20 protein-coding genes and 1 tRNA gene are annotated in these 21065 nt (G+C 62.3%); 16 read left to right on the top strand and 5 right to left on the bottom strand.

All coding sequences use genetic code 11. From position 1 onward, the window contains the following. Window positions 1–60 precede the first annotated feature (60 nt). Window positions 61–136 (top strand) — tRNA-Thr (locus tag J9885_RS13890). 103 nt (window positions 137–239) lie between these two features. Here the strand turns inward: J9885_RS13890 and J9885_RS13885 are convergent. After that, window positions 240–395: a hypothetical protein gene (locus J9885_RS13885; protein ID WP_210549811.1), complete on the bottom strand. Its 156-nt coding sequence runs from the start codon at window positions 393–395 to the stop codon at window positions 240–242. Between the two features lie 100 nt (window positions 396–495). Between J9885_RS13885 and J9885_RS13880 the strand changes: the two genes are divergently transcribed. The 13 genes from J9885_RS13880 (at window position 496) to J9885_RS13820 (ending at window position 14734) form a co-directional block, all read left to right on the top strand. Further along, window positions 496–1761, top strand: coding sequence for a cytosine deaminase (locus tag J9885_RS13880; RefSeq protein WP_210549810.1), 1266 nt, complete (start codon window positions 496–498; stop codon window positions 1759–1761). An 89-nt stretch (window positions 1762–1850) separates the two neighbouring features. Then, complete coding sequence (gene crcB / locus J9885_RS13875; RefSeq protein WP_043763901.1) at window positions 1851–2228, top strand: fluoride efflux transporter CrcB; 378 nt, start codon at window positions 1851–1853, stop codon at window positions 2226–2228. A 194-nt stretch (window positions 2229–2422) separates the two neighbouring features. After that, window positions 2423–3175 carry a bifunctional demethylmenaquinone methyltransferase/2-methoxy-6-polyprenyl-1,4-benzoquinol methylase UbiE gene (gene ubiE, locus J9885_RS13870; RefSeq protein WP_043763902.1) on the top strand — a complete coding sequence of 251 codons (753 nt, stop codon included), beginning with the start codon at window positions 2423–2425 and terminating at the stop codon, window positions 3173–3175. An 8-nt stretch (window positions 3176–3183) separates the two neighbouring features. After that, window positions 3184–3792: an SCP2 sterol-binding domain-containing protein gene (locus J9885_RS13865; RefSeq protein WP_210549809.1), complete on the top strand. Its 609-nt coding sequence runs from the start codon at window positions 3184–3186 to the stop codon at window positions 3790–3792. Next, window positions 3792–5432, top strand: coding sequence for a ubiquinone biosynthesis regulatory protein kinase UbiB (ubiB, locus tag J9885_RS13860; protein ID WP_043763904.1), 1641 nt, complete (start codon window positions 3792–3794; stop codon window positions 5430–5432). The genes J9885_RS13865 and ubiB overlap by 1 nt, the downstream gene beginning before the upstream one ends. A 40-nt stretch (window positions 5433–5472) precedes the next feature. Next, window positions 5473–5721 carry a Sec-independent protein translocase subunit TatA gene (tatA, locus tag J9885_RS13855; RefSeq protein WP_210549808.1) on the top strand — a complete coding sequence of 83 codons (249 nt, stop codon included), beginning with the start codon at window positions 5473–5475 and terminating at the stop codon, window positions 5719–5721. 3 nt (window positions 5722–5724) lie between these two features. Continuing rightward, window positions 5725–6171: a Sec-independent protein translocase protein TatB gene (gene tatB / locus J9885_RS13850; RefSeq protein ID WP_134696726.1), complete on the top strand. Its 447-nt coding sequence runs from the start codon at window positions 5725–5727 to the stop codon at window positions 6169–6171. Beyond that, entirely contained in the window at window positions 6168–6923 is a 756-nt protein-coding gene (gene tatC / locus J9885_RS13845) for a twin-arginine translocase subunit TatC (RefSeq protein ID WP_043763907.1), read from the top strand. The genes tatB and tatC overlap by 4 nt, the downstream gene beginning before the upstream one ends. A gap of 111 nt (window positions 6924–7034) precedes the next feature. Beyond that, window positions 7035–7820: a TatD family hydrolase gene (locus tag J9885_RS13840; RefSeq protein WP_210549807.1), complete on the top strand. Its 786-nt coding sequence runs from the start codon at window positions 7035–7037 to the stop codon at window positions 7818–7820. Window positions 7821–7823: 3 nt separating this feature from the next. Next, window positions 7824–8843: a porphobilinogen synthase gene (hemB, locus tag J9885_RS13835; RefSeq protein WP_210549806.1), complete on the top strand. Its 1020-nt coding sequence runs from the start codon at window positions 7824–7826 to the stop codon at window positions 8841–8843. A 219-nt stretch (window positions 8844–9062) separates the two neighbouring features. Beyond that, complete coding sequence (prlC, locus tag J9885_RS13830; RefSeq protein WP_210549805.1) at window positions 9063–11105, top strand: oligopeptidase A; 2043 nt, start codon at window positions 9063–9065, stop codon at window positions 11103–11105. A gap of 260 nt (window positions 11106–11365) precedes the next feature. Then, window positions 11366–13921: an EAL domain-containing protein gene (locus tag J9885_RS13825; RefSeq protein ID WP_210549804.1), complete on the top strand. Its 2556-nt coding sequence runs from the start codon at window positions 11366–11368 to the stop codon at window positions 13919–13921. 60 nt (window positions 13922–13981) lie between these two features. Beyond that, on the top strand, window positions 13982–14734 hold the full coding sequence (locus tag J9885_RS13820; protein ID WP_043763976.1) for a class I SAM-dependent methyltransferase: 753 nt from the start codon (window positions 13982–13984) through the stop codon (window positions 14732–14734). A 73-nt stretch (window positions 14735–14807) separates the two neighbouring features. Here J9885_RS13820 and J9885_RS13815 read toward each other — a convergent pair whose 3' ends face one another. From J9885_RS13815 to rhlB, 4 genes are all read right to left on the bottom strand, one after another. Further along, window positions 14808–15062, bottom strand: a complete 255-nt coding sequence (locus J9885_RS13815) for a Rho-binding antiterminator (protein ID WP_210549803.1) — start codon at window positions 15060–15062, stop codon at window positions 14808–14810. 24 nt (window positions 15063–15086) lie between these two features. Then, complete coding sequence (locus tag J9885_RS13810) at window positions 15087–16073, bottom strand: DUF4382 domain-containing protein (protein WP_043763917.1); 987 nt, start codon at window positions 16071–16073, stop codon at window positions 15087–15089. A gap of 202 nt (window positions 16074–16275) precedes the next feature. Then, window positions 16276–17766 (bottom strand): guanosine-5'-triphosphate,3'-diphosphate diphosphatase, encoded by a 1491-nt coding sequence (gene gppA, locus J9885_RS13805; protein WP_210549802.1) that lies wholly within the window; start codon window positions 17764–17766, stop codon window positions 16276–16278. A 13-nt stretch (window positions 17767–17779) separates the two neighbouring features. Next, window positions 17780–19069, bottom strand: a complete 1290-nt coding sequence (gene rhlB, locus J9885_RS13800) for an ATP-dependent RNA helicase RhlB (protein WP_043763923.1) — start codon at window positions 19067–19069, stop codon at window positions 17780–17782. 113 nt (window positions 19070–19182) lie between these two features. Here rhlB and trxA point away from each other — a divergent pair, with 113 nt between their 5' ends. Together trxA and rho are read left to right on the top strand one after the other, a co-directional pair. Continuing rightward, window positions 19183–19509 carry a thioredoxin TrxA gene (trxA, locus tag J9885_RS13795; protein ID WP_042079207.1) on the top strand — a complete coding sequence of 109 codons (327 nt, stop codon included), beginning with the start codon at window positions 19183–19185 and terminating at the stop codon, window positions 19507–19509. Between the two features lie 204 nt (window positions 19510–19713). Then, window positions 19714–20979, top strand: coding sequence for a transcription termination factor Rho (gene rho / locus J9885_RS13790; RefSeq protein WP_042079206.1), 1266 nt, complete (start codon window positions 19714–19716; stop codon window positions 20977–20979). The last annotated feature ends 86 nt before the right edge of the window (window positions 20980–21065 follow it).

Genomic DNA, 21065 nt, shown 5'->3' with positions numbered 1-21065 from the left:
GACACTGCCAGGCACCCATTTCAAGATTGCGCACTGAGCGTGGTCTTTACCGGTTAGTGTGCTGATATGGCTCAGTCGGTAGAGCGCATCCTTGGTAAGGATGAGGTCCCCAGTTCGATTCTGGGTATCAGCACCATTAAAAAGAAAGCCTCCCTATCGGGAGGCTTTTTTTTTTTGCCTTTCTCGACTCTTCATTTCGCCGATATCTGTCTGACATCCAGGTAGAAACGGGCCTGCCCCTAGGCCTCTATCTGGATGGCTGCGACCAGGCGCTCATCGTGTTTATATTCCCAGTGACTCTCTATGGCGTTCAGAGCCAGCTTTCTGATGCCCGGACTTTCCAGATAGTAGTGAAACAAGCCTGCGCTGCCGATCTGGGTCAATCCTGGCTTCATCCCTACTGAAACCCTTTATGGTGAACCCTTCTCTATTGAACTGATCCGAGCTAAGTTGTGGATTAGCAAAGGCTATCTGTCTCTTCAAGGGGAAAGGAACATGCTGATAAAGAATGTGCGTCTGGCTGACAGGGAGGGGATGTGGCAGATCCTCTGCCAGGATGGCCTGATCCGGACCATGGCACCCATGAACCAGATGCTCCTCTCGACCCGGGAGCTGGATGGGGAAGGGGGGCTGGCGGTGGCGCCCTTTATCGAGCCCCACATTCACCTGGATACCACCCAGACGGCGGGTGAGCCGAGCTGGAACCTCTCCGGTACCCTGTTCGAAGGAATAGAGCGCTGGGCCGAGCGCAAGGCGCTCCTGACCCATGAGGATGTGAAGCTGCGCGCTATCCAGACCCTCAAATGGCAGATCGCCAACGGCATCCAGTTCGTGCGTACCCATGTCGACGTTTCCGATCCCAACCTGGTGGCGTTGAAGGCCATGGTGGAGGTACGGGAGGAGATGAAGGAGTGGGTGGAGTTGCAGATCGTCGCCTTCCCGCAGGAGGGGATCCTCTCCTACCCCAACGGCAAGGCACTGCTGGAGGAGGCGCTCAAGCTCGGAGCCGACGTGATCGGCGCCATTCCCCATTTCGAGTTTACCCGGGAATATGGGGTAGAAAGTCTGCATTACGTCTTCGATCTTGCAGAAAAATACGGGGTTCTTGTCGATGTGCACTGCGATGAAATCGATGATGAGCAGTCCCGCTTTCTCGAGACGCTGGCGACCCTGGCCTACGAGCGTGGTATCGGCCAGCGGGTGACTGCCAGCCACACCACGGCCATGCACTCCTACAACGGTGCTTACGCCTCCCGCCTGTTTCGGCTTCTCAGGATGGCTGATATCAACTTTGTCGCCAATCCGCTGGTGAACATCCACCTGCAGGGGCGTTTTGATACCTATCCCAAGCGCCGGGGCATCACCCGGGTGAAGGAAATGCTGGAGGCGAACATCAACGTCTGTTTTGGCCACGACGACGTGTTCGATCCCTGGTACCCCATGGGCACGGGCAACATGCTGCAGGTACTGCACATGGGGCTGCATGTTTGCCAGATCATGGGCTACGAGCAGATCAATGACAGCCTCAAACTCATCGGGGAGCACAGCGCCCGAACCCTGAATGTGCAGGATCGCTATGGCATAGAGACTGGCAAGCCCGCCAACCTGCTGATCCTGCCAGCGGACAACGGCTTCGATGCGGTGCGCCGCCAGGTGCCAGTTCGCTACTCCATCCGCCATGGCAAGGTGATCGCCGAAACTCGCCCCGCCGAGACGTCCCTGCATCTGGCGCAGAGCGAACCAGTCGATTTTCGTCGCTGATCCGCCTCAAACTCGCCGATTAATTGCCGGCTGTCCCCGTCAGCCGGCATTTTGCATAATAAAGATCTGATACCTTTGGAGCCTGTTCCATGCAAACCTGGTTATTTGTCGCGGTCGGTGGTGCCTTCGGTGCCTGCCTTCGTTTCGGGATCGCCGAATTGATGGCCTTGCTGCTGGGGCGCCACTTCCCCTATGGCACCCTGGTGGTCAACGTCGTGGGCTCCTTCATCATGGGGATAGCCTATGCGCTCATCACCCATGCCCAGGTGGTGGAACACCCGATGAAGCCGCTGCTGATGGTCGGCATTCTGGGGGCGCTGACCACCTTCTCCTCCTTCGCCCTGGATACAGTGGTGCTGGCCCAGCAGGGGGCCTATCTCAAGGCGCTGCTCAACGTGGGGCTCAATTTGTTCCTCTGTCTGGCCATGGTCGTGCTGGGGATTCAGCTGGTCGTGAGCCGGCTGTGAGGCGCCATCACCTCTCTGGTGCCAAATGAGAGAGTGACACTGGGCACCTGAGATTCAGCTCCCCACCCCGTCGCCCCGGCCCCTGCTTCCCTTGCTCCCCTTGTACGACAGGCACTAAACAGGTTCTGAGGTGTCCGGACGCTGGCTGCTCTGGTAAACTGGCGGCCATTCTTTGCTCTATGGGTATTTGAGGGATGTCGGAACAGACTAGTACTACGCATTTTGGCTATAAAACCGTGGCGGCGACCGAGAAGGAAACTCTGGTGGCTGGCGTCTTCCATTCGGTGGCAGCCAAGTATGATCTGATGAACGATCTGATGTCGTTCGGCATTCACCGCCTGTGGAAGCGTTTCACCATCGACTGCTCCGGGGTCCGCAAGGGCCAGAAGGTGCTGGATCTGGCCGGTGGCACCGGGGATCTGACCGCCAAGTTCTCCCGCATCGTCGGCGAGACTGGCCAGGTGGTGCTGGCAGACATCAACGACTCCATGCTCAAGGTGGGCCGCGACAAGCTGCGCAACCTGGGGGTGGCCAACAACGTCTCCTACGTGCAGGCCAACGCCGAGGCGCTCCCCTTCCCGGACAACCACTTCGACGTCATCACCATCGGCTTCGGTCTGCGCAACGTCACCGACAAGGACAAGGCGCTCGCCTCCATGTTCCGGGTGCTCAAGCCGGGCGGTCGCCTGCTGGTGCTGGAGTTCTCCAAGCCGGAGAGCGAGGTGATCGCCAAGCTTTACGATCTCTACTCCTTCAAACTGCTGCCGAAAATGGGCGAAATTGTCGCAAACGACAGTGAAAGCTACCAGTACTTGGCAGAGTCCATCCGCATGCACCCGGATCAGCAGACCCTGGCTGGCATGATGGAGAAGGTCGGGTTCGAGCAGGTGGAGTTCTACAACCTGACCCAGGGCGTGGTCGCCCTGCACCGCGGTTACAAGTTTTAAGGTCGCCTATGCCGATGGATGCCATGGTCACCGCGGTGATCGAAACCAGCCTCAACCAGTTGCTGACCCTCGACAAGCAGAGCCCTGAGCGGCTGCGCAAGCTGGCGGGCAAGGTGCTCAAGCTGGAGCTGCGCGAGCTCAAGCCGCTCTGGTTTGTCTTCTCCGACCGCCGGCTGGATGTGCTGGCCTGCTATGAAGGGGAGGCCGATGCGGTGCTCAGCCTCTCCCTGACCGCCCTCGGTCTGCTCAAAGAGCCCTCCGCCCTGACCCGCTACATCCGTGAGGAGAAGCTGGACCTGAGCGGCGATCCCCAGCTGGTGCAGGCATTCAGCGCCCTGCTGGGTGATCTCGACATCGACTGGGAAGAGGAGCTGTCCCGCTATACCGGCGACGTGCTGGCCCACACCCTGTGCAGCGGAGCCCGTCAGGCGCGCCGCCTGGTGGGACGCGAGCTGTGCCGTAGTCAGCGGCAGCTGGCGGAGTACCTGACCGAGGAGGCCAGGCTGGCCCCCGGCCCCCTGGAGGTGGCGAGCTTCAACGACGACGTCGAGGTGCTGGCCCAACAGCTCAAGGCCGTCGAACTGCGTCTGGCCCGCCTCGAGCAACAGGTGAGCTGATGACCCCGAAGGAGTTCAAACGCCTCTATCGCATCGTCAGCATCTTGCTGGAGCAGGGCATCGACGAGCTGGTGCCCGCCCGTTACCAGCCCTGGCCCGGCCGGCTGGCCCGCCGCAGCCTGTTCTGGCTCAAGAACAGGCAGCAAGGCATGAGCCGCGGTGCCCGCATTCGCCTCGCCTTCGAGGCCCTCGGTCCCATCTTCATCAAGTTCGGCCAGATGCTCTCGACCCGGCGCGATCTGCTGCCGCCGGACATCGCCGAGGAGCTGGCGCTGCTGCAGGACAGGGTGCCTCCCTTCTGTGGGCAGGCCGCCCGCCGCCAGATCGAGGCGAGCCTGGGTTGCACCATCGAGACCCTGTTCGACGACTTCGACGAGACGCCGCTGGCGTCCGCCTCCATCGCCCAGGTGCACACTGCTCGCCTGAAAGAGAACGGCCGCGAGATCGTCATCAAGGTGATCCGCCCAGACATCGAGCCCGTCATCGAGGCCGATCTGCGCCTGATGCAGGCGCTGGCCCGTCTGGTGGCCCGCTTCGTGCCCCAGAGCGCCAGGCTGCGCCCGGTCGAGGTAGTGGAAGAGTACCGCAAGACCATACTTGACGAGCTCAACCTGATGCGGGAGGCGGCCAACGCCATCCAGCTGCGTCGCAACTTCACCGGCTCCGAGGCGCTCTATGTGCCCGAGGTGTACACGGATCACTGCCGTGAGCAGGTGCTGGTGATGGAGCGCATCTACGGCATTCCCGTCTCCGATATCGCCGCGCTGGAGGCCAACGGCACCAACATGAAGCTGCTGGCCGAGCGTGGGGTGGAGGTCTTCTTCACCCAGGTGTTCCGCGACAGCTTCTTCCACGCCGACATGCACCCGGGCAACATCTTCGTCTCTTACGAGCACCCCGAGAATCCGCTCTGGATCGGCATCGACTGCGGCATCGTCGGTACCCTGAACCGGGAAGACAAGCGCTACCTGGCGGAGAACTTCCTCGCCTTCTTCAACCGCGATTACCAGCGGGTCGCCCAGCTGCACGTGGAGTCCGGCTGGGTGCCGCCCGATACCAAGGTGGACGAGTTCGAATTTGCCATCCGCACCGTGCTGGAGCCCATCTTCGAGAAGCCGCTCTCCGAGATCTCGTTCGGCCACGTGCTGCTCAACCTGTTCAACACCGCCCGTCGCTTCAACATGCAGGTGCAGCCGCAGCTGGTGCTGCTGCAGAAAACCCTGCTCTACGTGGAAGGGCTGGGGCGCCAGCTCTATCCCCAGCTGGACCTGTGGCAGACCGCCAAGCCCTATCTGGAAAACTGGATGCACGAGCAGGTCGGCCCCAAGGCGGTGTGGAATGCCATCAAGGAGAAGGCTCCCTTCTGGGCGGAGAAGCTGCCGGAGCTGCCTGAGCTGGTCTACGAGACCCTGCGCCAGGCCCGTCATCAGCAGCACCATTTCGACCAGATGTTCGCCGATTTTCGCCGGCACAGCCGTCGCCAGGGGCAGGCGCGCTACCTCTTAGGGGTTGGAGCCAGCCTGCTATTGGCGGGTGTATTCTTGCTGACCCAGAAACAACACATTGAGTGGGGACAAATCAGCCTCGCCGGCGCCGGGTTATGCTGGCTGCTGGGTTGGCTGCGAACCCGTTCTCATTAAACACAGTGCGCCAGCGGGCGCCAATCCTGGAGAGAAAGTCATGGGTGGTATCAGTATTTGGCAGTTGTTGATCATCGCAGTCATCGTCGTGCTGTTGTTCGGGACCAAGAAGCTGCGCGGCATCGGCGGCGATCTGGGTGCGGCGGTCAAGGGGTTCAAGAAGGCGCTCTCCGATGAGCCGGCCGACACCAAGCCCGAGCAGAAGGACGCCGAGTTTCCGACCAAGCAGTTGAACGAGACGGCTAACAGCGCCGACACCGCCAAGCAGAAAGACAAAGATCAGGCCTAAGCCATGTTCGACATCGGTTTTTGGGAGCTGATCGTCATCGGTGTCGTCGCCCTGGTGGTGCTGGGGCCCGAGCGGTTGCCGGTGGCGATCCGGACCGCCAGTCACTGGATCAGGCTGATCCGCAGTACCGCCAACTCGGTGAAGTCCGAGCTGGAACAGGAGCTCAAGTTGCAAGAGCTGCACAACGATCTGAAAAAGGCCGAAAAGCTGCAGATGAACAACCTGAGCCCCGAGCTGCAGGAGTCCATCGAGCAGCTGAAGGCGGCTGCCCAGTCGGTGAACCGCCCATACGAACAGCAGAACACCATCCGCCCCGCCCCGGCCGTGGCCGAGGTGAAGGAGGCGTCGGTGCCGCAAGCTGCCGCCGTGGCCGCTCCCGAGCAGGCTGCCCCCGTGGATGAGGTGCGCAGCACCGAGCCAGATGCCAGGCAAGGGGAGGCGAAGCCATGAGTCAGGCCGAGCAACCCCTCATCAGCCACCTGGTGGAGCTGAGAACACGCCTGTTGCGTTCCGTTGGCGCCATCCTGCTGGTGTTCGTCGCGCTGATCTACTTCTCCAACGACATCTACGACTTCATCGCACAGCCGCTGCTCAGCCAGCTGCCGGAAGGCACCAGCATGATAGCGACGGATGTGGCGACCCCCTTCATCACGCCCATCAAGCTGACCCTGGTGGTCTCCTTCTTCGTCGCGATCCCCTATCTGCTCTATCAGGCCTGGGCCTTCATCGCCCCCGGTCTGTACCAGCACGAGCGACGGCTCATCATGCCGCTGGTCGCCTCCAGCGCCGTGCTCTTCTATGCGGGGATGGCGTTTGCCTACTACGTGGTGTTCCCGCTGGTGTTCGGCTTCTTCACCAGCACTGCCCCCGCCGGGGTGACGGTGGCGACCGACATTGCCAGCTATCTGGACTTCGTGCTGACCCTGTTCTTCGCGTTCGGGGTGGCATTCGAGATCCCGGTCGCCACCATACTGCTGTGCTGGACCGGGGTGACCACCCCCAAGAGCCTGAAGGAGAAGCGCCCCTACGTCATCGTCGGGGTATTCGTGGTCGGCATGCTGCTGACGCCGCCGGATGTGTTCTCCCAGACCCTGTTGGCGATCCCCATGTGGGCGCTCTGGGAACTGGGGCTCTTCTTCGCCCGCTTCTACGTGAAGAAAGAAGACGAGCAGGAGCAGGAACAATCGGAAGAGGGGAGCTGAGGCTCCCTTCCTCTTTTCATGCCTCCGTTCGAGGCGTATGGTAAGGCCCCATCGAGTAGATGGTTTTCAAATGCCTGATATGTCTTCCTTTTGTTCGGACCCGCTGACCCCATGATCGACATAGGTGTGAACCTGACCAGCAGCCAGTTTGCTGACGAGCAAGCCGAGCTGGTGACCCGCGCCCGCGCCGCCGGCGTGGAGGCCCTGATCCTGACCGGCACGGATCTGGCCGGCAGCCAGGCCAGCGCGGAGCTGGCCACCCAGTGGCCGGGCTACTGTTTCTCCACCGCCGGAGTGCACCCCCACGATGCCAGGAGCGTCGACGCGGCGACCCTGCCCGCCCTGCGCGATCTGGCGGCGCTGCCCCAGGTGGTGGCCATCGGCGAGTGTGGCCTGGACTACAACCGCGACTTCTCCCCCCGTCCTGTGCAGGACGCGGTGTTTGACGCCCAGCTGGCGCTGGCTGCCGAGCTCGGGATGCCGGTGTTTCTCCATTGCCGCGATGCCCATGAAAGGTTCGTCGAGATCCTGCGCCCCTGGCTGCCCCGTCTGCCCGGAGCCGTGCTGCACTGCTTCACCGGCTCCGACGCCGAGCTCGACGAGTGCCTGGCGCTGGGGCTGCACATCGGGGTGACCGGCTGGCTCTGTGACGAGCGGCGCGGCCAGCTGCTGCGCGAGCAGGTGGCCCGCATTCCGGCCGGTCGCCTGATGATAGAGACGGATGCCCCCTACCTGGTGCCGCGGGATCTGAAACCCAGGCCCAAACGCAACGAACCCGCTTTCTTGCCGCACATCGCCCAGGTGGTGGCGGCCTGCCGTGGTGAAGCGCCCGAGGCCTTGCTGGCCCATACCCGGGCCACCTCCGCCGCATTCTTCCAACTTCCGCTTTTGGAGTGATTCATGGCCACAACTCTTCCGGGGGCCTTCCCGGGTCGCCGTCTGCGCCGGGTGCGCAAACATGATTTCAGCCGTCGTCTGGTGCGCGAGAACGTACTGACTGTCGACGATCTCATCTATCCCGTCTTCGTGCTGGAGGGAGAGGGTCAGCGGGAAGCCGTCGCCTCCATGCCGGGGGTGGATCGCCTCTCCATCGACCTGCTGCTCGAAGAGGCCGCCGAACTGGTCGCCCTGGGCGTGCCGGCGGTGGCCCTGTTCCCGGTGACGCCGCTGGAGAGAAAGAGCCTGATGGCGGAAGAGGCCTACAATCCGGATGCCCTGGCCCAGCGGGCGACCCGCGCCCTCAAGGCCCGCTTCCCGGAGCTGGGGGTCATCACGGACGTAGCGCTCGACCCCTTCACCACCCACGGTCAGGACGGCATCATCGACGATGAAGGCTATGTGATGAACGACATCACCACCGAGATCCTGGTGAAGCAGGCGCTCTCCCATGCTGCCGCCGGAGCCGACATAGTCGCACCGTCCGACATGATGGACGGCCGTATCGGTGCCATCCGTGCTGCCCTGGAGGAGAACGGCTTCGTCAACGTCCAGATCATGGCCTACTCCGCCAAGTACGCCTCCCACTACTACGGCCCGTTCCGCGATGCGGTGGGCTCCGCCGGCAACCTAGGCAAGAGCAACAAGGCCACCTATCAGATGGATCCGGCCAACGGCAACGAGGCCCTGCACGAGGTGGCGCTGGACATCCAGGAAGGGGCCGACAGCGTCATGGTCAAGCCGGGCATGCCGTATCTGGACGTGATCCGCCGGGTCAAGGATCAGTTCGGGGTGCCGACCTTCGCCTATCAGGTGAGCGGCGAGTACGCCATGCACATGGCGGCGATCCAGAACGGCTGGCTGAAGGAGAAGGAGTGCGTCCTGGAGTCCCTGCTCTGCTTCAAGCGGGCCGGTGCCGACGGCATCCTCACCTACTTCGCCAAGCGCGTGGCCCAGTGGCTGAAGGAGGACGCCCAGCGCTGAGGCGGTGGCGTCAACCTGCTCACAATGCCGGCCCCGGGCCGGCATTGTCGTCTCTGGCAGGTGAATAGGTTGTTTTGTGAGCAACTTATCCCAAAAAGTGGGCAACATGCCCGTCTATTGGCTGCAAAGGCTTGATAAATGGGGTTTCTGCCTACATCTTAGATGGTCCAAGCAAGCTTCTGGACGGCAGGGGCTGCAGAGCATTTAGAGGTACCGCAGATGACTAACCCTTTGCTGACAATGGACTCGCTGCCTCCCTTCAGCCAGATCCAGCCCGATCAGGTGCAACCTGCCGTGACGCAGGCCATCGCCGATTGCAAACAGAAGATTGAGGATGTGCTGGCCCAGAAGGAGCCCCATACCTGGGACAGCCTGATCGCGCCGCTGGAAGAGGTCAACGACCGCCTGTCGCGGATCTGGTCCCCCGTCAGCCACCTCAACGCCGTGCAGAACAGCGAGGCGCTGCGCGCGGCTCATGACGCCTGCCTGCCGCTGCTCTCCGAATTCCAGACCTATGTCGGCCAGCACGAGGGGCTCTACCAGGCCTATCTGGCGCTGTCCGAGAGCGACGACTTCCCGCGCCTGGACGATGCCCAGCGCAAGGAGATCCAGAATACCCTGCGCGACTTCCGCCTCTCCGGCATTGGTCTGCCCGCCGAGGCGCAGCAGCGCTACGGCGAAATTCAGTCCCGCCTCTCCGAGCTCGCCTCCCGCTTCAGCAACAACGTGCTGGACGCGACCCAGGGCTGGAGCAAGCTGGTGACCGACGAAGCCGAGCTGGCAGGTCTGCCGGAGAGTGCGCAAGCCGCCGCCCGTCAGATGGCCGAGCTCAAGGGCAAGGAGGGGTGGCTGTTCACCCTGGACATCCCCTCCTACCTGCCGGTAATGATGTACGCCGACAATCGCGCCCTGCGGGCCGAGCTGTACGAGGCCTTCACCACCCGCGCCTCCGATCAGGGGCCGAATGCCGGCAAGTGGGATAACTCCGCCATCATGACCGAGCTGCTCGCCCTGCGCCGCGAGCTGGCCCGACTGCTGGGCTTTGCCAACTATGCCGAGCTGTCGCTGGCCACCAAGATGGCGGACAAGCCGGAGCAGGTGGTGGACTTCCTCACCGACCTGGCGGCCAAGTCCCTGCCCCAAGGCAAGGCGGAGCTCGACGAGATCCGCGCCTTTGCCGCCGAGCAGCACGGTCAGGACGAACTGGCGGCCTGGGATCTTGCCTATTACGCAGAAAAGCTCAAACAGCACAAGTTCTCCATCTCCGACGAGCAGCTGCGCCCCTACTTCCCCGCCGGCCGGGTGGTGAAGGGGCTGTTCGAGGTGGTCAAGCGGGTGTTCGGGATGAAGGTGCGCGAGCGCCTCGGTATCGACACCTGGCACCCGGACGTGCGCTTCTACGACATCTTCGATGCCGATGACGAGCTGCGTGGCAGCTTCTACCTCGATCTCTATGCCCGCGAGCACAAGCAGGGCGGCGCCTGGATGGATGTCTGCCTCGGCCGTCGCTACCGTCAGGACGGGTCGCTGCAAAAGCCGGTGGCCTACCTGACCTGCAACTTCAACGGCCCGGTGGATGGCAAGCCGGCCCTGTTCACCCACAACGAAGTGGTCACCCTGTTCCACGAGTTCGGCCATGGCATTCACCACATGCTGACCCGGATCGACGTGGCCGGCGTGGCCGGCATCAACGGCGTGGCTTGGGATGCGGTGGAGCTGCCGAGCCAGTTCCTGGAGAACTGGTGCTGGGAGTCCGAGGCGCTGGCCTTTATCTCCGGCCATCACGAGACCGGGGAGCCGCTGCCTGCGGATCTGCTGGAGAAGATGATGACGGCCCGCAACTTCCAGGCGGCGATGCAGATGCTGCGCCAGCTGGAGTTCGCCCTGTTCGACTTCCGCCTGCACCAGGAGTTTGACCCGGCCAACCCGGACCAGATCCCGGCGCTGCTGAGCGAGGTGCGCAGCCAGGTGGCGGTGATGACGCCCCCGGCGTTCAACCGTTTCCAGCACAGCTTCTCCCACATCTTCGCAGGGGGCTATGCGGCGGGCTACTACAGCTACAAGTGGGCCGAGGTGCTCTCCGCCGATGCCTTCTCCCGCTTCGAGGAGGAGGGGATCTTCAATCCGGAGACCGGCCACGCCTTCCTGAAGCACATTCTGGAGAAGGGCGGCTCCAGGGAGCCCATGGAGCTGTTCCGCGCCTTCCGTGGTCGCGAGCCCCAGGTGGATGCCCTGTTGCGCCACAGCGGCATCGCGGCATGACGGGTTTCCCGCGGGTGCCTGGCCGGTTGATGACCAGGGGACCGCGGGGATCTCTTTCTTTGCCATCCATCGCCATGTCGAGTGCCAATCAGGTACTTTTTGCGGCATAGTGGGATCAAAACGTGATTTTTGAGATAAAAAGGGACCTTTGGGTCCCTTTTTACAAGGCTTTTTAATATCTTGCGGAGTGCATATTTGCACTGTCGCCGCCTCTTCAGTAGAGTCGGGTTCTACCTTGCCGGGAGAGAAACAACCTTGCCATGAGGCGAGCACTCGAGTCTGTCTATCAAATCATCTCAAGCCTGTCTCATGCGAGTGGTCGGGGATATTTTGATACCTTCGTGAGTGAAATCGCCAACGTGCTCGGGGCCGATTTCGTCCTGGTTTCGGGCAAGGATCAGGCCGGGCTGTTCTTCACCGTGCATGCCGCCTATCCCGCCTCCCTCGATATCAACTCCTACAGCTTTCCCCTCGCCGCTACCCCTGGCGAGATCGCCATGCAGCAGGGAGAGGCCTGGTTCAGCGATCGCGCCCTGGAGCTCTTCCCCCATGCCGCCGTGCTGGAGCGTTGTCAGGTTCGGGCCTATGCCGGCATCGCGCTCAAGAGCGCCGAAGGGGAGACCCTGGGGCTGTGCAGCGTCATGTTCAAGCGGGCCATGCCCAGGATGGACAAGGTCATGCGCCTGCTGCGTCTGCTGGCCCCGCTCGCCGGCCGCGAGCTGGCGCTGATGTACCAGCAGGAGCGTCAGACCCAGCCTGAACTACCGGACAGCCCCCATTTCCTGGACACCATGATGTCCCACGCCCCCGTGGGGATCGGCAAGCTCGATCTGGCGGGGAACATTCTCTGGACCAATCCGGCCATCGAAAAGATGCTGGGCTACAGCCAGCAGGAGCTGCAGCAGCTCACCATCGGCGAGATCAACCACCCGGACGATTGGCAGACCAGCATTGCGCTCTACGCCTCGCTGAACCGGGGGGAGTGCCCCGCCTTCACCCAGGAGAAACGCTACCTGCACCGGAATGGTAGCGTGCTGTGGGGCCGGGTCACGGTGACCCTGATCCGCAACGAGCGGATGCAGCCCGATTACCTGATGGTGGTGCTGGAGAACATCGATTCTATCCGGCGTCATGCCGAGCAGCTCAAGCTCTCCCACCGGGTCTACGACAACCTCTCCGAGGCGATCCTGGTGTGCGATGGTGACAGCCGCATCATCTCGGTGAACCCGGCATTCGAGAAGATCACCGGCTACAGCGAGGAGGAGGCCTGCGGCCAGCGCCCCAGCATGCTCAAGTCCGGGCTGCACGATCAGACCTTCTACGCGGACATGTACCACGCCCTGAAACGGGTGGGGATCTGGCGCGGCGAGGTGTGGAACAAGCGCAAGAACGGCAAGCTCTACCCCCAGCAGCTGATGATCAGCGCCCTGCGGGAAGAGGGCAGGATCAGCCAGTACATCGCCATTTTCAGCGACATTTCCCAGACCAAGCTGGCGGAGCAGAAGATCGCCACCCAGGCCAACTACGACAACCTGACCGGGCTGCCCAACCGCTGGCTGTTCGGCCGCTGCCTCACCCGCTTCTGCGAGCGGGGGGAGCGTTTCGCCCTGATGGTGCTCGACCTCAACAACTTCAAGGCGGTCAACAACAGCATGGATCACCATGTGGGCGATGCCCTGCTGCGGGAGGTGTCGGATCGGCTGGTGAGCCGGGTGCGGACCGAGGATGTGGTGGCCCGCATCGGGGGGGACGAATTTGCCTTCCTGGTGCCCGGCATCGTCAACCGGCGCCAGGCCGAGGTGTTTGCCAAGCAGGTGATCGGCGGCTTCGCCCGCCCCTTCATGCTGGCCAACCAGCACCTCTATGTGACGGCGACCATGGGCATCACCCTGTGCCCCCACGACGGGGAGGATGGTGACGAGCTGCTGCGCAACGCGGAGCAGGCCCTGTTTGTCGCCAAGCGGCAGGGGCGCCCCCTGGGCTCCTACAACGCCTCCATGCGGGAAGAGGTGAGCCAGCGCCACCAGATGCAGCGCGATCTGGCGGAGGCCATCAAGCTGGGACAGCTGACCATGGCCTACCAGCCCATCTGGGACAACCGCAGCGGCCGGGTCGCCAAGCTGGAGGCCCTGGTGCGCTGGTATCATCCCCGGTGGGGCCAGGTCTCGCCAGCGGACTTCATCCCCCTGGCGGAGGAGGCGGGGCTCATCCAGGGGCTGGGTGCCCTGGTGCTGTGGCAGTCGTGCCGGGATCTGGCCAGGTTGCAGCAGTCCGGCTTCCCGGATCTGCAGATGTCCATCAACCGCTCCACCCTGGAGTTCCAGACGATAGATCCGGAGGCGAGCGAGTGGCTCAGGGTGATACGCCACTTCAACCTGGATCCGGCGGACATCATCATCGAAATCACCGAATCCCTGCTGATGGAGAGCAGCGATCAGCACAGGGTGCGGATCGACGCGCTGCGCGAGGCGGGCTGCAAGCTGGCCATCGACGACTTCGGCACCGGCTACTCGGCCCTCAACTATCTGCGCACCTTCCCGGTGGATCTGGTGAAGATCGATCGCTCCTTCGTGCGCCACATCCCCTTCAACGAGCAGGACAGGCTGCTGCTCGACGGCATCATCAACATAGTGCACAACCTCGGCATGCAGGTGGTGATCGAGGGAGTGGAGACCCGGGAGCAGCTCAACTTCCTCTGCCAGAAGGGGTGTGCCTTTACCCAGGGATATCTGCTGAGCCGCCCGCTGCCCTTCGACGATCTGTTGGAGTATCTGGGTCTCAACCGTCAGGGGATGAACCTGACCACGGTGAGCTGACCCCCCGCATCTGCTATCATGCCGGCTTCTGCGCCGTGATGAGTTCGTGTTATGCCCCATATTCAGGTTTTCAGTGAAGTCCCCGCCCGCGATGGCGAGCTCGACGCCCTGCGCCAGCGCCTCGCCGACGTGGAGTTTCCCGCCCCCTTTGCCCTGGTGCTGACCGAGTCGCGGCTGGAGTTGCGCAAGCTGGACGAACCCAAGCTGGGGGCCGTCTACGTGGACTTCGTGGAAGGGGCTGTCGCCCATCGTCGCAAGTTTGGCGGAGGGCGCGGCCAGTCCATCGCCAAGGCGGTGGGACTCAAGTCGGGGGCCATGCCGACCGTGGTGGATGCCACCGCCGGTCTGGGACGCGATGCCTTCGTGCTGGCCTCCCTCGGCTGCAAGGTGACCCTGATCGAGCGCAGCCCCGTGGTGGCGGCCCTGCTGCAGGACGGCCTGAGCCGGGCGGCCCTGGATCCCGAAATAGGCCCCTGGGTACGCGAGCGAATGCAACTGCGGCAAGGCCCGGCGGTGGAGACCCTGCTGGCGCTGGCCGAGCGGCCCGAGGTCATCTACCTCGACCCCATGTTCCCTCACAAGCAGAAGTCGGCCCTGGTGAAGAAGGAGATGCGGGTGTTCCAGTCTCTGGTGGGGGCAGATCTGGACGCCGATGCCCTGCTGCCGGCGGCGCTCAGGATGGCGGACAAGCGGGTGGTGGTGAAGCGCCCGGACTACGCAGGCTGGCTCAACGAGCACAAGCCCAGCATGGCCATCGAGACCAAGAGCAACCGCTTCGACGTCTACGTGATGGCGGCCCTGGGGGCGAGCTGATGCCAGCCGCCATGGCGGGATAAAAGAAAGGAGGGCCAACCCAGGGTTGGCCCTCCTTTTTTGTGTCGGTGGATCAGAGGAGGGGGGCGAAGTGGATCCGCTTTGCCTCACCCTGCCAGACCAGATCCAGAGTGGCCAGATCGGCCAGGCTCAGGCGCTCGTTGCTGGTCAGCAGCAAGTACTCGACCCCCTCCCTGGCCACTATGGTCCGGATCCCGTCCGTCCATTGGCGGCCATGCCGATCGGTGATCGTCACCGGCAGGTGCCAGCTGGCGGCGATCTCGAGCCAGTCATAGAGGTCGCAGGCGATGGGTTGGTAGTCGCTCATGGTACCGTCGCCTCCTCATCGCCCTTACTGGAAGTCGATGGTGGTGGCGGGGGCGGCCACGATCCGGTCTTTCACTACCAGCTCTTGCTGCAATGCATCGCCAGCAAGCTCGGGATCATCCTCGTCACCGTTGCAGACCAGCACGGCGTCATAGTGCCCCAGCTCCACGAAGCCCAGCTCGTAACCGAAGACACCGTTGTTCAGCACCACGGGGGCGCTGGCATAGAAGCCGTTGTCGCTGTCGGCCATGTCGGGATAGGCGTTGTCGCCCTCCGGGCGCAGCTCGTCATAGAAGTAGACGAACGCCTTGTCGGTCAGCTGACCGCCACAGAGCCCGGCAGACACTGTTCCCCTGACGGTGGCGACCTCGGTGGTGTTCACCAGTCGCACCCCTCTGGGCTTGAGCTTGTAGTACTCCTCGTGGCCCGGCAGCACCATGGAGTGGCGCAGATCGAATTCGGTGGTAAAGGCGCTGAGGCCGTTGGCGGCGATGGTGAAGGCATCCAGCTTGAGCTCGCTGCTGGGCACCTCCAGCGGTTTGATCACGCCGTCATCCTGCTTGACGTAGGAGTAGGGGGTGCCGTCCAGGAACTGGTTGGCCACTTCTCGCCCGTCCAGTACCCGCAACCGCATCTGGCTGTATTCGCCGGGGACCACGCTCTGGCTGGCCAGCAGGGGGCGGCTGGCGGAACCCTGGTAGCTCAGCAGATCGATATAGGTGAACAGCGGATGGCCGCTGCCATCGAGGGGGATGCTCTCCCCGATCGGGGTGCAGCCATCGTCCTGGGCCGAGGTCAGGAAACTGGCAGTCGTCCAGTTCTGCTCCGCCCCCGTGACCGGGTTGATGCTGATATTGGAGACGGCGATGCAGACCTTGCTGACCGAGTCCACCGGGGCGTCGGAGAAGGCCAGGGACATCTGGGCATTCGGCTGGCTGTTGTTGTCGCCGTCACCGCCGCCACCGCAGGCGGTCAGCAGGGCGGTCAGGGCTATCAGGGGTATGTGTTTCATGGTTTCCGTTCCTATGGGAGAGACCATTCAACTCTAGCCGAGTGGTTGGCACTGACTAGCCGGGCGGGAAAGGCGGCATGACCGGAATTGATTAAAAAAATAATAAAATCAATGACGAGGCTTTGAATGGCGCCAGCTGTGGGTGCGAAGGAGCTTGTCGGAACAGACGGAAAAGAGAGCAGAACGGGCGCGGGGCGCCCATTCAAGCTTCGAGCAGGCGGGTGGGCCAGCCCATCTTCTGCTGGCGCTCCACCTCGAGGCGCAGTTCGCTGGCGCGCAGGTAGTGCTCATCCAGCCAGCCCTTGGGCAGGGTCAGGGTCAGGGTATCCTCATCGGCCTGCAGCAGGAATCTGGGCACTGTGCCCTGGGTGCGGCGCATGCAGAGGATGAGAGAGATGCGCAGGATGCGGGCCAGCCGTATCGCCTGGCGAGCGGTGACGGCGCCCTGCTTCTCCAGCGGCTCCGGCTTGAACTCGTCCCGCTGGTTGAACAGCAGGGCCGACAACAGCTTCTTCTGTGCAGGGGTGAAGCCCGGCATGTCGATGTTGTCGATGATATAGGCGGCGTGCTGGGGCGCCTTCTTGTATTCGATGCAGAGGCCTATCTCGTGCAACAGGGCTGCGTAGCGCAGGATCGGGCGACCGTAGCGCTTGGAGAGGCGCCAGGCCGGTTGCAGCTGGGCGAAGGCCTCGATGGCGGTGTCGCGCACCCGCTCGGCGTGCTCCTTGTCCAGCTGATAGCGGCTGATCAGGCTGTCGGCGGTGCGATCCCTGGCGTCACAGTCGTGATTGTTGCCGAGCAGGCCATAGATCAACCCCTCGCGTAGCGCGCCACCGGCCAGGGTCATGCTCTCGATGCCGAGGGTCTCGAAGATGGCGATCAGGATGGCGAGACCGGAGGGGAACACGGTCAGCCGCTCGGCGGCCAGCCCTTCGAGCTGCAACTGATCCAGCCTGCCACAGGCGATGGCTTGCCCCATCAACTCCTGCAGCTTCGGCAGGGTGACCCGCTCGCTCTTGCCCTGGGCCAGCATGATCTCCTGCAGCGCCTGAACGGTGCCGGAGGCGCCGACGCAGGTACGCCAGCCGAGGACGCGGTAATCCTCTGCCACCTTCTCCAGTACCGCCTTGGCGGCGGCGATGGCCTGCTCGAAGCGGGTCTCGGAGAGCTCGCCATCACCGAAGTGGTTGTTGAGCCAGGTGACGCAGCCCATGTGCAGGCTGTTGAGCAGCTTCGCCTCGCTCTGCTCGCCGATGACCAGCTCGGTGCTGGCCCCGCCGATGTCGATCACCAGCCGGTTGCCTTCCCCCGCCGAGGTCCAGGAGACCCCCTCGTAGATGGTCTTGGCCTCTTCCTCACCCGAGATGATCTCGATGCTGTGGTTGAGAACCCGTTCCGCTTCCTGCAGGAAGTCGTCTACGTTGGTGGCCAGGCGCAGTGTGGCGGTGCCGACTACCCGGATGTTGTCGGAGGGGATGTCCTGCAGCTGCTCGGAGAACAGGCGCAGACAGTCCCAGCCCCGCTCCATGGCGGCGCGGTTCAGGCGAAAATCGGCATCCAGGCCGGCGGCGAGGCGAACCTTGCGCTTGACCTTGGTGACGGTGCGCAGAGCGCCAGCGACCTCGCGCACCACCAGCATATGGAAGCTGTTGGAGCCGAGGTCGATGGCGGCATAGAGAGGCGAGTTGTGCAACTGGGCCTGTCCCTCAGTTCTTGCGGGGGGGACGACGACGGTTGTTGCTGTTGCCACCGCCCTGGCGATCCCGCATGTTGCGGTTCACCGGCTGACGGTTGCGGAACACCCGTTTCGGCGCGGTCACGTCATCCAGCAGTGCCTCGCGGTCGTACTTGCTGACCGGGATGGGGTGGTGGATGTACTCCTCGATGGCCGGCAGGTTGAAGGCATAGTCTTCACAGGCCAGGCTGATGGAGTGGCCGCTTCTGCCGGCACGGCCGGTACGACCGATGCGGTGGACATAATCCTCGGCATCGTCGGGCAGGTCGTAGTTGAAGACGTGGGTCACGTCGGGGATGTGCAGACCACGGGCGGCCACGTCGGTGGCAACCAGGATATCCAGCGTGCCCTTGGTGAACTCGTCCAGGATCTTCATCCGCTTCTTCTGCGGCACGTCGCCGGTCAGCAGGCCGACGCGGTGGCCGTCGTTTTCCAGCCAGGCGTGAACGTCCTCACAGACATGCTTGGTGTTGGCGAAGACGATGGCTTTCTCCGGCCACTCCTCTTCCATCAGGGAGAGCAGCAGCAACATCTTGTCTTCGTTGGAGGGGTAGAAGAGCTCCTCCTTGATCCGCACGCCTGTCATCTGTTCCGGCTCGACCTGCACATGCTCCGGGTGGTTCATGTGCTCGTAGGCCAGCTCCTGTACCCGCAGGGAGAGGGTGGCGGAGAACAGCATGCTCAGACGCTCGGTGGCGGGGGGCATGCGGCGGAACAGGAAACGGATGTCCTTGATAAAGCCGAGATCGAACATGCGATCCGCTTCGTCCAGCACCACGACCTGGATGTTGCCGAGATCGATCACCTTGGACTTGAAGTAGTCGATGATGCGACCCGTGGTGCCGATCAGGATGTCGACACCCTGTTCCAGCACGGCCAGCTGCTTGTCGTACCCTTCGCCGCCGTAGGCGAGGCCGAGCTTGAGCCCGGTAGAGGCTGACATGCTCTCTGCGTCGTTGTAGATCTGGACGGCCAGCTCCCGGGTCGGGGCCATGATGATGGCGCGGGGCTGATTGATGAGGCGCGGCTTGGTCAGCGGATGGGTCAACAAATAGTTGAAGGTGGCCGCCAGGAAAGCCAAGGTCTTGCCGGTCCCCGTCTGGGCCTGACCGGCGAGGTCATGACCTTCTACCAGCAGGGGCAGGGAGAGTGCCTGGATGGGCGTGCAATAATGAAATCCCTTTGATTCCAGACCAGCCAGAACTTCGGGTTCGAGGCCCATTTGGGCGAATTTTTCGGTCGTTAGATGTGTTTTGCTCATGGCGGTAGGTTATCAGGTTAGGCTTGCAATAATAAACAGGATCATTTCAAATAGGGCAACTATTGCCTTTGTTGAAGCATCAATAAAGCCTTAATTACTGACTGGAGTTGGAGATGAGTGACAAGATTGTTCAGCTGAGCGATGCCAGCTTCGAGGCCGATGTAATCAAAGCCGACAGCCCCGTTCTGGTCGATTTCTGGGCTGAATGGTGCGGTCCGTGCAAGATGATCGCCCCGATCCTGAACGAGGTTGCTCAGGAATACGAAGGTCGCGTGACCGTGGCGAAATTGAACATCGATCATAACGCCGACACTCCGCCCAAGTATGGCATTCGCGGTATCCCGACCCTGCTGCTGTTCAAGAATGGCGAAGTGGCAGCCACCAAGGTCGGCGCCCTGTCCAAGACTCAGCTGAAAGAGTTCCTGGACGGTAACCTGTAATAATCAAGAAGGAGCGCATTGCAATAATGCGCTCCTTGTGTTTTATCACCTAGACGCTCATCCCGATTGGTGCTAGTTTATCGCTCGTTTGCTAACCTTTTTGCCTGACTCTTTGCTTCACAAGCCTGGCAAGTCAAATCCGATCAGCATCAATCCAGCAGACTGTCTCCTCATTTCAATCCTTGCTTACAGACTTTCACCACTATGAATCTGACTGAACTAAAGAACACTCCTGTGTCCGAGCTGGTACAGCTTGGCGAATCCATGGGGTTGGAAAATCTGGCTCGGGCGCACAAGAAAGACATCATCTTCGCGATCCTCAAGGCGCACGCCAAGGGTGGCGAGGATATCTTTGGCGACGGTGTGCTGGAAATCCTGACCGATGGTTTCGGTTTCCTGCGCAGTGCAGACGGCTCTTACCTCGCTGGCCCGGATGACATCTATGTCTCCCCCAGCCAGATCCGTCGCTTCAACCTGCGTACCGGCGATACCATCTCCGGCAAGATCCGGCCGCCGAAAGAGGGTGAACGCTACTTCGCCCTGCTCAAGGTCAACGACGTCAACTACGACCGCCCGGAAAACTCCCGCAACAAGATCCTGTTCGAGAACCTGACCCCCCTGCATGCCAACGAGCGTCTGCGCATGGAGCGTGGCAACGGTTCTACCGAAGACATCACCGCCCGCGTGCTGGATCTGGCGTCTCCCATCGGCAAGGGCCAGCGTGGCCTCATCGTCGCACCGCCCAAGGCCGGTAAGACCATGCTGCTGCAGAACATCGCCCAGAGCATCGCCTACAACCACCCCGACTGCGAACTGATCGTCCTGCTGATCGACGAGCGTCCGGAAGAAGTGACCGAGATGCAGCGGATGGTGAAGGGCGAAGTGATTGCCTCTACCTTCGACGAACCTGCTTCCCGTCACGTCCAGGTCGCCGAAATGGTGATCGAGAAGGCCAAGCGCCTGGTCGAGCACAAGAAGGACGTGGTGATCCTGCTGGACTCCATCACCCGTCTGGCCCGTGCCTACAACACAGTGATCCCCTCCTCCGGCAAGGTACTGACCGGTGGTGTGGACGCCAACGCCCTGCACCGTCCGAAGCGTTTCTTCGGTGCGGCCCGCAACGTCGAGGAAGGCGGCAGCCTGACCATCATCGCCACCGCGCTGATCGACACCGGCTCCAAGATGGATGAAGTCATCTACGAAGAGTTCAAGGGTACTGGCAACATGGAGCTGCACCTCTCGCGCAAGATCGCCGAGAAGCGCACCTACCCGGCCATCGATATCACCCGCTCCGGCACCCGCAAGGAAGAGCTGCTGACCGCGCCGGACGAGCTGCAGAAGATGTGGATCCTGCGCAAGATCATCCACCCCATGGGGGAGATCGACAGCATCGAGTTCCTGATCGACAAGCTGTCTGCGACCAAGACCAACGACGAGTTCTTCGACTCCATGAAGCGTCAGCAGAAGTAACTGCCTCTTGGCATGACAAAACCGCGGCTCAGGTCGCGGTTTTTGTTTATCTATTTCACGGCTGGCTTAGTAGTATGTGAGCCTAG

Origin of the sequence: Aeromonas sp. SrichE-2G (assembly GCF_017939565.1) — a bacterium.
In the GTDB taxonomy this organism is placed as follows: Bacteria; Pseudomonadota; Gammaproteobacteria; order Enterobacterales; family Aeromonadaceae; genus Aeromonas; species Aeromonas taiwanensis.
Note: the sequence above shows the minus strand (reverse complement) of the source record. Positions and strands in the feature narration are given on the sequence as shown.